Annotated in this window: 14 protein-coding genes and 1 tRNA gene; 4 read left to right on the forward strand and 11 right to left on the reverse strand. The window is 46.3% G+C overall.

Translation table 11 applies throughout. The features are described from left to right. Position 1 precedes the first annotated feature (1 nt). From ICN10_RS09805 to ICN10_RS09825, 5 genes are all read right to left on the reverse strand, one after another. A complete protein-coding gene (locus ICN10_RS09805) occupies positions 2-628 on the reverse strand; it encodes a membrane integrity-associated transporter subunit PqiC (RefSeq protein ID WP_216214992.1) in 627 nt (208 codons plus the stop codon). Continuing rightward, positions 625-1,554, reverse strand: coding sequence for an MlaD family protein (locus tag ICN10_RS09810; protein WP_216214993.1), 930 nt, complete (start codon positions 1,552-1,554; stop codon positions 625-627). Before ICN10_RS09810 ends, ICN10_RS09805 begins: the two co-directional genes overlap by 4 nt. Beyond that, entirely contained in the window at positions 1,551-2,336 is a 786-nt protein-coding gene (locus ICN10_RS09815; protein WP_216214995.1) for an ABC transporter ATP-binding protein, read from the reverse strand. Before ICN10_RS09815 ends, ICN10_RS09810 begins: the two co-directional genes overlap by 4 nt. Beyond that, positions 2,336-3,508, reverse strand: a complete 1,173-nt coding sequence (locus ICN10_RS09820; protein ID WP_216214999.1) for an ABC transporter permease — start codon at positions 3,506-3,508, stop codon at positions 2,336-2,338. The genes ICN10_RS09815 and ICN10_RS09820 overlap by 1 nt, the downstream gene beginning before the upstream one ends. Before the next feature lie 89 nt (positions 3,509-3,597). After that, positions 3,598-3,674 (reverse strand) — tRNA-Arg (locus tag ICN10_RS09825). An 18-nt stretch (positions 3,675-3,692) separates the two neighbouring features. On the opposite strand from ICN10_RS09825, the gene greB reads away from it, so the two are divergent. Further along, positions 3,693-4,193, forward strand: a complete 501-nt coding sequence (greB, locus tag ICN10_RS09830; RefSeq protein WP_216215001.1) for a transcription elongation factor GreB — start codon at positions 3,693-3,695, stop codon at positions 4,191-4,193. A 2-nt stretch (positions 4,194-4,195) separates the two neighbouring features. On the opposite strand, the gene ICN10_RS09835 is transcribed toward greB, so the two are convergent. The 4 genes from ICN10_RS09835 to ICN10_RS09850 are packed head-to-tail and all read right to left on the reverse strand — an operon-like array spanning position 4,196 to position 8,438. Next, positions 4,196-6,583, reverse strand: coding sequence for a RelA/SpoT family protein (locus tag ICN10_RS09835; RefSeq protein ID WP_216215002.1), 2,388 nt, complete (start codon positions 6,581-6,583; stop codon positions 4,196-4,198). A 15-nt stretch (positions 6,584-6,598) separates the two neighbouring features. Continuing rightward, positions 6,599-6,802, reverse strand: coding sequence for a DNA-directed RNA polymerase subunit omega (rpoZ, locus tag ICN10_RS09840; RefSeq protein WP_011902918.1), 204 nt, complete (start codon positions 6,800-6,802; stop codon positions 6,599-6,601). 44 nt (positions 6,803-6,846) lie between these two features. Then, positions 6,847-7,485, reverse strand: a complete 639-nt coding sequence (gene gmk, locus ICN10_RS09845; protein WP_216215003.1) for a guanylate kinase — start codon at positions 7,483-7,485, stop codon at positions 6,847-6,849. A gap of 23 nt (positions 7,486-7,508) precedes the next feature. Further along, positions 7,509-8,438 (reverse strand): YicC/YloC family endoribonuclease, encoded by a 930-nt coding sequence (locus tag ICN10_RS09850; protein WP_216215004.1) that lies wholly within the window; start codon positions 8,436-8,438, stop codon positions 7,509-7,511. 54 nt (positions 8,439-8,492) lie between these two features. Between ICN10_RS09850 and rph the strand changes: the two genes are divergently transcribed. From rph to hemW, 3 genes are read left to right on the forward strand one after another with little or no spacing between them, the layout of a single operon-like run. After that, positions 8,493-9,233, forward strand: a complete 741-nt coding sequence (rph, locus tag ICN10_RS09855) for a ribonuclease PH (RefSeq protein ID WP_216215333.1) — start codon at positions 8,493-8,495, stop codon at positions 9,231-9,233. Positions 9,234-9,241: 8 nt separating this feature from the next. Continuing rightward, positions 9,242-9,832: an RdgB/HAM1 family non-canonical purine NTP pyrophosphatase gene (rdgB, locus tag ICN10_RS09860; protein WP_216215005.1), complete on the forward strand. Its 591-nt coding sequence runs from the start codon at positions 9,242-9,244 to the stop codon at positions 9,830-9,832. Then, positions 9,825-11,006 (forward strand): radical SAM family heme chaperone HemW, encoded by a 1,182-nt coding sequence (gene hemW / locus ICN10_RS09865; RefSeq protein ID WP_216215006.1) that lies wholly within the window; start codon positions 9,825-9,827, stop codon positions 11,004-11,006. The genes rdgB and hemW overlap by 8 nt, the downstream gene beginning before the upstream one ends. Before the next feature lie 22 nt (positions 11,007-11,028). On the opposite strand, the gene ICN10_RS09870 is transcribed toward hemW, so the two are convergent. Both ICN10_RS09870 and ICN10_RS09875 read right to left on the reverse strand, forming a co-directional pair. Next, the gene (locus tag ICN10_RS09870; RefSeq protein ID WP_216215008.1) at positions 11,029-11,826 is read right to left on the reverse strand and encodes an enoyl-CoA hydratase/isomerase family protein; all 798 of its coding nucleotides are present in this window, start codon (positions 11,824-11,826) and stop codon (positions 11,029-11,031) included. 5 nt (positions 11,827-11,831) lie between these two features. After that, positions 11,832-12,821, reverse strand: coding sequence for a tripartite tricarboxylate transporter substrate binding protein (locus ICN10_RS09875; protein WP_216215009.1), 990 nt, complete (start codon positions 12,819-12,821; stop codon positions 11,832-11,834). Positions 12,822-12,825: the final 4 nt, after the last annotated feature.

Below are 12,825 nucleotides of genomic sequence, written 5' to 3' on the forward strand. Positions count from 1 at the left end.
CTTACTGACCTATAGGTTTGGGTAAATTGGCTGCATATTTAGAAAGCTGCACTTCATACTCCTGGAAGATTTCAGCTAAGGCTTGCTGCTGACCCAATACAAGCGCCTCTGGAGTATTGTCTTTAAGCGCTACTCGTTTTGTATAACGATTAGCACCAATCAAGGGATTATTCTTGCCCGCATTGGTTACGGTTAAGAAAAATTCAACGCTCACCACTGCTTCGGGCTTAATACGGTAATCCCCGTAAAACTCATTTACCGATAATTGCAGCGTGTAATAAGGGAAAAAACTATTGCTCTGACCAACGGTTGCAGCAAAGATATTCGCCTGGTTAAACCACTTGCGCTCTGCATTTGCGATCATCTCTGATGGGATGACGGTATACACGTTATAGAAATCTTTTTCATAACGTTGATCACCCAAGCGGTAAACCAAAGACTTTGCATCAAATGGTGGCGCTACAGAGACTGCGCCGATCTTTAACCAAACATCAGAGCGGGTTTTAAGAGGTGCGGCAGTTCGTTCAGGTGCAACCATCCAACTTGCGGGAGCTACGGGAGCCCGGGTTGGAAGGGAACAAGAAACTAAACCCAAAATTGCTATAAAAAAGAGAATTCGTTTAATCATTTTTGTGCTCCAGAACTGCTTGAACCATTTAGCGGCGGTGTAATTTTCGCTGGCGGTTCACCCCATATCAAGCTAGATGGTGATTGACTTGCAATGCGACTAAATTCATTAAGATTCTCGCTGGTCTGCTTCAGATTCTCAATAGTGGCGCTAGTATCACCCTGAATACTAGTAACGGTTTGACGTAATGCAACCATCGTACCAACCAGCTCTCGCATCAAGATGTTGAGCTCATCTTTATCAGTTACCTTAGCAATACGAGCCATGATCACGTTGAGCTGCTTAACAGACTCAATCACACCCTCATTGCCTTTGCCATCACCAGCCATCATGACATTCAGATTACCCAATAAAGCATCGAGCTTTTTCTGAGTGCCATCAATATTCATTTCATTGAGTGCACCAATGAGCTTTTGAATACCAGAGATGATTTCATCTGCCTGATTTGGCAAAGAAGGAATTACTGGATACTCAGGCTTCCATGAATATGGAAGTTGCGGTGAGTCAGCGGCATTGCTAACGAAGTCAAATTCAACGTAGTTCACTCCGGTAATACCCATTGACTTAACGCGTGCCCGTAAATTATTTTTTACAAACTCTCCAATCTGATCCTCATTCACTTTCTCGCCAAATATCTGCATTCTGACCACCACATATTGGCGACGGTCATGAAAAGGCAATTTTTCTTCATACATGTCACCAGAAAGACCAATCATCGTTACCTGACCAATCTTGACGCCCCTGAAGCGCACCGATGCGCCCGCGTCCAAACCGGTAACGGACTGTTTGATATAAGTCTCAACGTAGAACGATTTTTTAAAGATCTGACCAGAGCCAAAGATCAAAATTACCGCCAATAGCACCCCAATTGCGGCCAGAACAAAAACGCCTAGGCGGAAATAATTCGGATTTGAGTTATTGCTCATGCTGCGTCCTTGCTCATAATGCGATTAAAGAATTGATGCACTCTAGGATCCTTACTGGTATCTCTTAACACTTTTGGATCACCCTCGGCGATGATGCCTTTAGCGTCCTTATCTAACATGATGACTTTGTCGGCGATTGCATAAATACTTGCCAACTCATGAGAAACGATTACGAAGGTAATGCCCAAGTTTTTTGATAAATCTTGGATAGTGCTATCGAGATCTGCTGAGGTTATTGGATCAAGACCTGCTGAAGGTTCATCCAAAAATAAAATTTTAGGATCAAGCGCCATCGCTCTTGCGATAGCTGCACGTTTTTGCATGCCACCGCTGATTTCGCTAGGCATATAAGTCTCGTAAGGCAAGAGACCAACCAAATCAAGCTTACAACGCGCTAAGAGATCCATTTGCGCCTGCGTCAGCTGGGTATATTCCTGCATAAACAAGGTGACGTTATCCAGGAGATTCATAGATCCAAATAACGCGCCCTGCTGATACATCACACCAAAACTAGTCATGATCTTTTGACGTTCCGCACCGGTTGCGGTGGTGATGTTTTGCCCCTCAATCAAAACATTGCCAGCTAACGGTTGATACAAGCCGAATAAGTTTTTTAGAAGGCTGGATTTTCCACAGCCTGAACCGCCAAGAATTACAAAAATTTCACCATTGTTAACGGTGAAATTCAAGTTCTGCATAAGCACCTTAGATCCGTAGCCTACAGTGAGGTTCTGGACATCAATTGCATAAGGAGAATTATTCGGAGTAATTGACGCGTCCATCAGAAGCCTGTTTTATAGGAGATGAAGGCAAATATACCGTCAACAATGACGATCATCACAATACTACTAACCACTGCACGAGTTGCAGAGATACCAACAGCGGCTGCACCAGTACCCGTTTGCATACCGCGCAAACAGCCCATCGCTGATACAACCACACCAAACAGAGTTGCCTTCAATAGGCCGGAAAGAATATCTTCTACGTCTACAGCAGATAGCATTCCGTTATAAAAATTCACAAACGGAATACCGTAAATCAACATCGTCAACATCGAAGAAAAAATACTGACGATATCAGCGAACAAAGTCAAAATTGGTGCCACAAGAATGCCAGCTAAAACGCGTGGCACTACTAAAAAACGAATCGGACTTAAACCGCCAGAAACCAAAGCATCGACTTCACTATTGACTGTCATCGTGCCAATCTCAGCAGCAAAGGCAGCCGAAGAACGACCCGCCAACAAAATAGCAGTAATTAACGGGCCCATTTCTCGCACAATACCCAGGGCAGCCAAGGGACCAACAAAAGAGACTGCGCCAAACTGCTGCATACCAATAGCAGCCTGGAATGACAAAATCACGCCGATCAAAAAGGCTACCAAGCCAACGATTGGGAGCGCTGCGATACCTGCCTCGACTGCAGCATTAATAAAGTCACCCCAACGGACTTGCTTTGGATTTCTAACTGACCACACTAAATCAGAAAATAGATGCCCTGTGAAAGTAATCAGCCCTACTGTGTCATCTATTAAATTTTGAACTGCCATTCCCGTGCTAACTACAAAACTTCTCTTAGGATTTACTGCTGGCACTGGAAATAAATTACTGATTGGATCAAACTCTTTAAGCAGAGGTTGGTAGCGAGGGTCTAAACCTGATAACTCATATTTAGCACCAGCCACTAGCTGCGCTTCCTGCATGGCAATCAAAAAACCAATGCCAGCACCATCTAAGGAACCTACCGTTGCAGAATCGACAGTGAGTGTTTTGGTTTTGACGTCGCCCTGCTTTAACCATGCATCTTGAGAATCACGAATCTGAGTCCAAACTCCACCTAAAGAATAGGCGTTCACAATCCCGCTGAGCGACACCTTTGCTGAATTGGCGTCTACCTGCGACCAAACAGCAACTGGGGCCTCAGAAACGGCAGAAATGGTGTCAGAAATGCTCATAACCCAACTATAAGGGATACACGTTTAAGTTTGATAAAACGCTGAAAAATGAAAAGGGCCCAGTTTTGCAACTAGGCCCTCATATAAGTTGGTGCGGCTGGCAGGAATTGAACCCACGACCCCTTGGTTCGTAGCCAAGTACTCTATCCAGCTGAGCTACAGCCGCAACAGCCATAATTATGCCATGGAAGAGAAGAACTACATCACCCCCGCTGGTCACGAACGCATCAAGACCGAGCTCCTACAGCTCTTAAACCTTGATAGACCGGAGGTTGTCAAGGTTGTGCACTGGGCTGCCAGCAATGGTGACCGGTCCGAAAATGGGGACTACATTTATGGAAAAAAGCGCCTCAGAGAGATAGATAGGCGGATTCGATTCCTCAATAAACGCCTTGAATTTGCCGTAGTTGTGGACAATTTAGCCCGAAAATCCGGGGAAAATGACGCCGACCAGGTCTTCTTTGGGGCAACCGTCACCTATTCCGCCCTAGAGGGGCCCCAAGTAGGCAAGGAGACAATTATTACGATTGTTGGGGTAGATGAGGTTGATTTAGATAAAGGTCATGTTAGCTGGGTATCACCGATTGCTAAAGCGCTCATTAAGTCTCGAATCGGTGATTGCGTTTTTATTCAAACGCCAACTGGACCTGCTGAAATTGAAATCCTAGACGTTCAGTATCTTTAGAACTAAATAGCGCGGGTACGAGTGACCCGCATAACATCCGGATTAGCACGCAAGCTACGCATCACTTTAGAGAGGTGCAGACGATCGTAAACCTGGATCGTAAAGCGGATTGTCACAGAATCTTCCTTGAAGCGATCCTCCATCGAAACATTCATGATGTTGGAATCGGCAGCAGTCACACTGCTAGCAACTCTTGCTAATACACCCTTACCTTGGCGAGTATCAATTGCTAGATCCAACTCAAATTCACGATTGAGCTCTTTGCCCCATTCCACCTCAACCCATTTGTCACTGTCTTTAGAAAGCATACGCAATGCCACTGGACAATCGTTGGTGTGAACTTGAAGGCCCTCGCCTTTACCGAGGTAGCCAATGATGTTGTCGCCTGGAATCGGATGGCAACAACCCTGGAAGTGAATTGAATTACCCTCACGACCATCCACCAGAATCGCCTGGCGTTGATGATGGTTAATATCTTGATTTGGTGCAACCCAATCAGAAGCGCCTAAGCGCATCTGCTCTGAACCACCTTCGTCATCAATCAAAATCTTTAGACGAATTGCTAATTCTTGTGGAGATCGTCTACCTAGCGCAATGTTGACGCAAGCCTCTTCTCTGGTTTTATCACCAGTCCAATGGGTCAGCTTTTCCCAGATCTCTGGGCTAAGCAAGGCAGCATCTACGCCCTGCTGACGTAATGCATTTGCTAACAGGCGCTCTCCAAGCTGCAGTGACTCTGCATAATGCTTAGTCTTTAATGAATGGCGGATAGAAGCACGGGCCTTGCCGGTGCGAACAAAAGCTAGCCATCCCGGGTTGGGCTGCGAGCTTGCAGAAGTAATGACTTCAACAATGTCACTGTTTTTTAACTCACTACGTAGTGGTAATTGCAGGCCATTGATCTTGACGGCTACGCAAGTATTACCGAGATCGCTATGAATGGAATATGCAAAATCAAGTGCAGTGGCGCCTCTTGGGAGCGCCCTAATCTGTCCAGTTGGCGTAAACACATAAACCGCATCTGGGAACAAATCGATTTTGACGTGCTCTAAAAATTCTTGCGAGTCGCCACTACTATCTTGTATATCAATCAATGATTGCAGCCATTGATGAGCACGATTTTGTACTTCGCTCATATCAGGCGAACCATCTTTATATGCCCAATGCGCAGCTACGCCAGCTTCGGCAACTGCATGCATATCAGTCGTGCGAATTTGAAACTCTACTGGCACACCTGATGGACCCAATAAGGTGGTGTGTAAAGATTGATAGCCATTTAATTTTGGAATGGCAATGTAATCCTTAAACTTACCAGGCATGGGCTTATACAAGGAATGCAAAATGCCTAGAGCGCGATAGCATTCATCAATGGAATGGACTGTTACACGGAAAGCATATACATCCAACACTTGTGAAAAACTCAAATGCTTAGCACGCATCTTGTTATAGATACTAAAGAGCGTCTTTTCACGGCCACGAAGATCAACTTCTAAGTTGGCCTTGGCAAATGCCATGCGAGAAGCCTGCAAAATCTTCTCAACCATTTCCTTACGATTGCCACGCGCCCGCTTGACCGCTCCTTCAATAACCCTAAAACGCATTGGCATTGAATAACGGAAGCTCAGATCCTGTAGATCACGGTAAATGACGTTCAAACCGAGACGGTGGGCAATGGGTGCGTAGATTTCGATTGTTTCGGCGGCCACACGGCGACGCTTCTCCATCGGCACTGCATCGAGAGTACGCATATTGTGCGTGCGGTCAGCCAACTTAACTAAGATGACACGGACATCGCGTGCCATTGCCATGAACATTTTGCGAAAGCTTTCCGCTTGCGCCTCTGCATGACTCTGAAACTCCAACTTATCGAGTTTAGTTAAGCCCTCAACCAGCTCAGCTACTTTGTTGCCAAACTTTTCTACTAGATCTGCTTTGGTGCAGCCCGTATCCTCGATCACATCATGCATTAACGCAGCCATGATTGAGGGAGCGTCCAAGCGCCAGGTTGCGCAGAGCTCTGCTACAGCTACTGGGTGGGTGATATATGGTTCGCCACTATGGCGGTATTGACCTAAATGCGCAGCATCAGAAAACTGAAATGCTTTCTTAATTTGCGCGATCTCTTCTGGCTTGAGATAAGAGAGTTTCGATAGCAATCCCTCAATCGAAACTACCTGATGTTTGAGAGGAAGATTAGGTGCTGAGGTAGGCCCAAACAAATGGCGACTCGATTGCGCCAACAAACTCGCAATGATCGATTTCTTACCGCTTTGGGATGAGTTGGAATCTGTATCCAACAATTGCGCTTGAGCTGAGTCAAGCGAAGCGTCTTTAGGCAAGCCGCTTCCTACTTTTTCCGATGTTTTGACTATTCCTAAAGGGAGCTCCACACCGGAACTCCTTAATTACAGAGGTACTTTGGTCAACATGTCACGGTCGGTTACACCAGCAGCTACTTCGCGCAATGCAACTACAGTAGCTTTATCTCTGGACTCAACACGTGGGGAGTGACCTTGCACCAATTGGCGTGCACGATAAGTGGCAGCCAAAACCAATTCAAATCGGTTTGGAATCGTTTTAAGGCAATCTTCTACAGTAATACGGGCCATGCTGAACTCACTTAATTTAGCTTCAATACCTATAGGATAACTGATTAGACCCCGAGACGCTTCAAAAGCGCTGGATTTCTGGCCATACTGGGCCCGGAGCGCAGGCGGCTGGAAGCCAAAATATGCTTTAAATCCACCAAAGCCTGATCAAAGGAATCGTTCACAACGATGTAATCCGCCTCGTGGGCGTGCGTGAGCTCGATATGGGCAGCTGCTAAACGGCGCTCAATGGTTGCCTCATCATCCTGACCACGCTTGCGTAAGCGCTCTTCCAGGGCTTCAATAGATGGTGGAAAAATGAAGATCCACTGCACAGAAGGAATTAACTTGCGAATCTGTTGGGCACCCTGCCAATCGATTTCCAGCATGACATCACTGCCAGCTTGCATTTGAGACTCAATCCACGGTTTTGATGTGCCATAAAAATGGCCATGCACTTCCGCCCACTCTAAAAAGTGACCTTGATCGCGCTCTTGCAAAAAATCTTCTTTAGCCAAAAAACGATAGTCTTTGCCATCCACTTCACCAGGTCTTGGTGCACGAGTGGTGGTTGATAAAGATAATTTCAATCCCTGATCATCTTTTAATAAAGCATTAACCAGTGAAGATTTGCCGGCACCAGAAGGCGCCACAATCATCAACATACTGCCTTGGTAGGATTGGGTCGAAGTAGAGTTAGTCATGAATGAATTAATTACTCAGGGGTTTACTCAAGATTTTGAACTTGCTCACGCATTTGCTCAATAAACAATTTAAGTTCTAGCGCTGCTTGCGTGCATTCTTCCGAAACAGACTTGGAGCTCAAGGTATTGGCTTCGCGATTAAGCTCTTGCATCAAAAAATCTAAACGCTTACCTACCGGACCTTTGCCTGCAAGTGCTGTATCTACAGCCTGCAGATGGGTTTTTAAACGCGCAAACTCTTCAGCAACGTCGATACGAACAGCGTACAGAACAACCTCTTGGCGGATGCGCTCCATGAGCTCAGCACCAGCTTTGGCCTGCTCTTGTGCCGCTAGAGCTTCTGATAATCGTTCAGTTAACTTCTCTTGATATTGCGCTACGTATTCAGGAACTTTAGGTTCAATCACCTTAACGATGTCACGCATCTTGCCGGTAATATTGGTGAGAACGCCAACTAAGGCTTTTCCTTCAGCATGACGACTTTCCATGAGAGCTGCTAGAGCTGCTCGTCCAGCTTCAACGGCAGCAGTAATCCAGCTATCTTCTTCGCCGCGAGGCTCAGAGACAACGCCAGGCCAACGCAATACTTCAGCAATGCTCAGCTCTTGCGCCTTTGGAAATGCATCCTGAGCTTTTTCTTGCAGGGTATACAAGGCATCCAGGCGATCTTTATTGATAGCGCCTAGAGCGTGGGGATTGGATTTGGCTGAATTAGCCGCCCCCGCATTGACTCGCCATGCAGCCCGGAACTCTACCTTGCCACGAGAGAGGCTTTGGGTAGCCATTTCTCGTAAGGCAGGTTCAGCCCCACGGCATTCGTCCGGAAGACGAAATCCAAGATCCAGAAAGCGGCTATTTACAGCCCGACATTCCACCTGCAGATCAGCAACTACACCAGCTCCCAGGGAGACTTGGCGAGAAGCGCTGCCATAACCAGTCATGCTCGATATCATATGGACATTGTAGATTCATTATTGATCCAGACCAAAACAACAGGACCCCTTTCCATGAGCACTGCCAATCCAGCCAATATTGCACGTCCGAGCGGCCGTCAGCCTAAAGACTTGCGCCCAGTAACCATCTCTAGGGCCTTTACAAAGCATGCCGAAGGTTCGGTATTGATTGCTTTTGGGGACACCAAGGTTCTTTGCACCGCCAGCATCCTAGAAAAGGTGCCGCCCCACAAAAAAGGGTCAGGCGAAGGTTGGGTAACCGCTGAATACGGCATGCTACCCCGCTCTACCCACACCCGCAGCGATCGTGAAGCTGCCCGCGGCAAACAATCTGGTCGCACCCAAGAAATTCAGCGCCTGATTGGACGTGCAATGCGTAGCGTCTTTGACTTAAAAGTTTTAGGCGAAAGAACGATTCATCTGGATTGCGATGTGTTGCAAGCTGACGGCGGTACGCGCACAGCTTCTATTACTGGCGCATACGTCGCCGCAAGAGATGCGGTTAACCAACTTCTAAAAAGTGGTGTGCTGACCAAGGATCCAATAATTGATAGCGTAGCTGCCATCTCTGTCGGCATTTACCAAGGAACGCCTGTGCTTGACTTGGATTACCCAGAAGACTCTTCTTGCGATACCGACATGAATGTCGTCATGACAGGTAAAGGCGGAATGATTGAGGTACAAGGCACCGCTGAGGGCGCTGCTTTTTCTAGAAATGAACTCAATGCACTTTTGGATCTTGCTGAGCAAGGCATTCGTGAGCTCACTCAAATGCAAATCGATGCATTGAAATAAAGATCGCAATGCAAAAAATAGTTCTCGCCTCCAATAATGCTGGCAAGGTAAAGGAGTTTCAGGCGCTTTTAGCTCCCCTGAATTTTCAGGTTATTCCCCAAGGTGAATTGGGCATTCCTTCTGCAGAAGAGCCTCACTGCACTTTTGTAGAAAACGCATTAGCCAAAGCGCGTCATGCTAGCGCTGCATCTGGTCTCCCTGCCCTAGCCGATGACTCCGGCATTTGCGCCCACGCTTTAAATGGCAAGCCTGGTGTTTTATCAGCCCGCTTTGCAGGCGAGCAAGGCGATGATGCGGCGAATAATCAAAAACTGATTCAAGAATTAAAAGATCAAGATGATCGAGGTGCGCATTATGTTTGCGCCCTTGTCTTTGTCAATAGTGCAGATGATCCTGAGCCCCTCATCGTCCAGACTCGCTGGTACGGGCAAATTGTTGACCAAGCAACCGGTAGCAATGGCTTTGGGTATGACCCTCATTTCTTTTTGAAGAATCAAAACTGCACAGCTGCTGAGCTAGATCCTGTCCAAAAGAATTTAATAAGCCATCGCGGTCAAGCTCTACGCGAACTGATTACACAACTCAAAGCTCGTGCTTAATTCCAATCCCAATAAAGTGAGTCTGAGTGCATTGCCACCATTGGCTTTGTATATCCACTTTCCTTGGTGTGAGAAGAAATGCCCTTATTGCGACTTCAATTCGCATCAAATTAAAGAAGGTAAAGCGGGTTTTGATGAGGCTCGGTATATCAATGCACTGATTGCTGACCTAGAAACGGAATTACCAAATACTTGGGGACGTCAAGTTCACAGTATTTTTATTGGTGGCGGCACACCTAGCCTGCTCTCCGCAGAAGGCATGGATCAGTTGCTTTGCGCTATACGTGCCAGAGTCAACCTAGAGCCGGATGCTGAGATCACGATGGAGGCCAATCCTGGATCGGTTGAGGCAGAAAAATTTGCCGGTTTTGCCAAGGCCGGTATCAATCGGGTTTCTTTGGGTATTCAGAGCTTTCAAGATGAGCAACTTAAAGCTTTGGGTCGCATTCACAATGCTGAAGAAGCGAAGCGAGCAATTGAGATCGCTTTAAAACACTTTAAATCAGTGAATCTAGATTTAATGTACGGATTACCCAAGCAAACCCTTGAAGCAGCAAAGGCGGATATAGAAACCGCCCTGTCATTCAAGACGCCCCACTTGTCTTTCTATAACCTCACCTTAGAACCTAATACCTACTTTGCTAGCTTTCCACCCAACCTTCCTAGCGAAGATGAAATTGATGCGATCTATGAGCAGAATTTAGATTTACTCACTAAGGCAGGCTATCAACGCTATGAAGTCTCTGCATATGCCCAGAAGAATCAAGAGTGCAAACACAATCTGAACTACTGGCGTTTTGGCGATTACATTGGAATAGGCGCAGGAGCACATGGCAAAGTTTCCTACCCAGATCGAATTACGCGGCAAGTCCGAGAGCGCCAACCTGAGGCCTACATGACTGCGATGGAATCCAAAGGTAATGCGCTCATTGAAAACCGTGAGATAGCAGCTAAAGACCTTCCCTTTGAATTTATGCTCAATACCTTAAGGCTGACTGATGGTGTAGATACCAGTACCTTTAGTGAGCGCACTGGCTTGCCTTTGAGCGTGATTAGCAAAGGCTTAGATGAGGCAAGCAAAAAAGGATTGTTAGATGAAAATCCTAGCAGACTAAAAGCAACTGAACTAGGGATTCGCTACCTTAATAATCTGCAAGAGATGTTTTTGGATTGATTGAGTCTGCGGCTTTAGACATCTACTTACCAATCCAGGTTGGTGGCTCACCTTTTAAAAATGCAGTAACACCATTCTTAAAGTCAGCGCTGCCATAAGTTTTGCTAATGAGATCGTTGCAATCTGGCAGATTGTTTTTAATTAGTCTTGCAAGAACGAGCTTGCTCGACTTTTGTGTAATGGGCGCTAATTTACTAAGGCGCTCAGCAAGCATGTCAGCCTCTTTGCCCAACTGCTCCTGATCATGGATAGCTAGAACATAACCTTGCTTTACTAACTCTTCAGCAGAAATCATTTCCGCTAAGAGCAACATCCGTTTCACAATATTGATACCTAGGTGTGCTACGAGCCAAGCGATATTGCCCGCTGATAAACAATTGCCAAGGGTTTTAGCTATGGGTACGCCAAATTTGGCACCCGGTGAAGAAAGCCGAAAATCACAGCAGCTAGCAATAGCCAAACCACCGCCTACTGCCATGCCGTCAATCACGGCGATGGTTGGGAATGGTAAGGCGGCAAGAGGAGCGAGATAGCTATCAATACCTTCTTCGTAGCGAACGCCATCATCACCGCTCTTAAATCCAGCAAACTGCGCAATATCACTGCCAGAGACAAAGGACTTGCCACCAGCGCCACGAAAGATAGCCACCCGAACCTTTGGGTCATTGGCAAGATCTTCACATATAGACTTTAAAGATTGATACATGCTGACGGTCATCGCATTGCGCGCCGCCACATGATCAAAGGTAATGTGGGCAATGTTGTCGCGTATCTCTAATACGACCTGCGCAACATTACCCCCTTTACCAGACTCACTCATGCAATTTATTCAGCTTTGATGTTTAAGCTCTTCACAAGACGCTGATATTTAGCAAGCTCACCGGCCAAGAACAAACTAAATGCTGCAGGTGTAGCAGGACCTTCCGGCTGTAATCCTTGGGCATCCAATGTCTTTTTGATTTCTGGATCATTCATAGCAGCTTTAACTGCTTGATCGATCTTATTAACTACGGCTGGATCCATTGATTTTGGACCCATCACGGAGTACCAATTAGTAACATCAAAACCAACAATACCTACTTCTGCAAATGTTGGCACATTAGGCAAGAGTGATAAGCGTTTTGGCGTTGAGATTGCCAACGCCTTTAAATTCCCTTGACGAATTTGCTGCAAGTTTGGTGGCAAAGTATCAAAGTTCATCGTGATTTGACCGCCAAGCAAGTCAACAATCGCCTGACCACTGCCTTTGTAAGGGACATGGTTCATTTGGATGCCAGCAATCTTGGAGAACAAAGCACCAGCCAAATGCTGAGTACTACCAATGCCCGATGATCCGTAAGTCATCTGACCTGGATTTTGCTTGGCAAGAGAAATTAATTGCGCAACTGAATTAACAGGCAATGAAGATTTCACAACCAATACATTTGGTACGTAGCCCAAATAGGTAATCGGCGTGAAATCTGTTGCTGGGTTATACGGCACATTGGTTAATACAAATGGAGAAATCGCATTCGAATTAGAGTGCCCCATCAGCAAGGTGTAGCCGTCAGGATTAGACTTTGCAACCAAATCAGCGCCAATGGTGCCGGCTGCGCCTGATTTATTTTCAATAATGACGCTTTGACCCAAGATTTCACTCATCTTCGGCGCAATTGCACGCGCAACAATGTCAGTACCGCCACCAGGCGCGAAACCAACAATGAGGCGAATCGGTTTTGATGGGTAGGCCTGCTGACCTACCGCAAAAAATGAACTTGTGGCCAGCGTGATTGCGAGCAAGCTACGCATAGCCCATTTAGGCGTTTTAACCAACATAAAG

It is taken from the genome of Polynucleobacter sp. 86C-FISCH, assembly GCF_018882415.1.
GTDB lineage: Bacteria > Pseudomonadota > Gammaproteobacteria > Burkholderiales > Burkholderiaceae > Polynucleobacter.

Bases quoted from the DNA above. Each gene is read 5' to 3' on its own strand.
- ICN10_RS09815 (WP_216214995.1), bottom strand. From the start codon at position 2,336: ATGGACGCGTCAATTACTCCGAATAATTCTCCTTATGCAATTGATGTC.
- gmk (WP_216215003.1), bottom strand. From the start codon at position 7,485: ATGACTAACTCTACTTCGACCCAATCCTACCAAGGCAGTATGTTGATG.
- rph (WP_216215333.1), top strand. From the start codon at position 8,493: ATGAGCACTGCCAATCCAGCCAATATTGCACGTCCGAGCGGCCGTCAG.
- rpoZ (WP_011902918.1), bottom strand. From the start codon at position 6,802: ATGGCCCGTATTACTGTAGAAGATTGCCTTAAAACGATTCCAAACCGA.
- greB (WP_216215001.1), top strand. From the start codon at position 3,693: ATGGAAGAGAAGAACTACATCACCCCCGCTGGTCACGAACGCATCAAG.
- ICN10_RS09820 (WP_216214999.1), bottom strand. From the start codon at position 3,508: ATGAGCATTTCTGACACCATTTCTGCCGTTTCTGAGGCCCCAGTTGCT.
- ICN10_RS09870 (WP_216215008.1), bottom strand. From the start codon at position 11,826: ATGAGTGAGTCTGGTAAAGGGGGTAATGTTGCGCAGGTCGTATTAGAG.
- ICN10_RS09850 (WP_216215004.1), bottom strand. From the start codon at position 8,438: ATGATATCGAGCATGACTGGTTATGGCAGCGCTTCTCGCCAAGTCTCC.
- ICN10_RS09810 (WP_216214993.1), bottom strand. From the start codon at position 1,554: ATGAGCAATAACTCAAATCCGAATTATTTCCGCCTAGGCGTTTTTGTT.
- rdgB (WP_216215005.1), top strand. From the start codon at position 9,242: ATGCAAAAAATAGTTCTCGCCTCCAATAATGCTGGCAAGGTAAAGGAG.
- ICN10_RS09875 (WP_216215009.1), bottom strand. From the start codon at position 12,821: ATGTTGGTTAAAACGCCTAAATGGGCTATGCGTAGCTTGCTCGCAATC.
- ICN10_RS09805 (WP_216214992.1), bottom strand. From the start codon at position 628: ATGATTAAACGAATTCTCTTTTTTATAGCAATTTTGGGTTTAGTTTCT.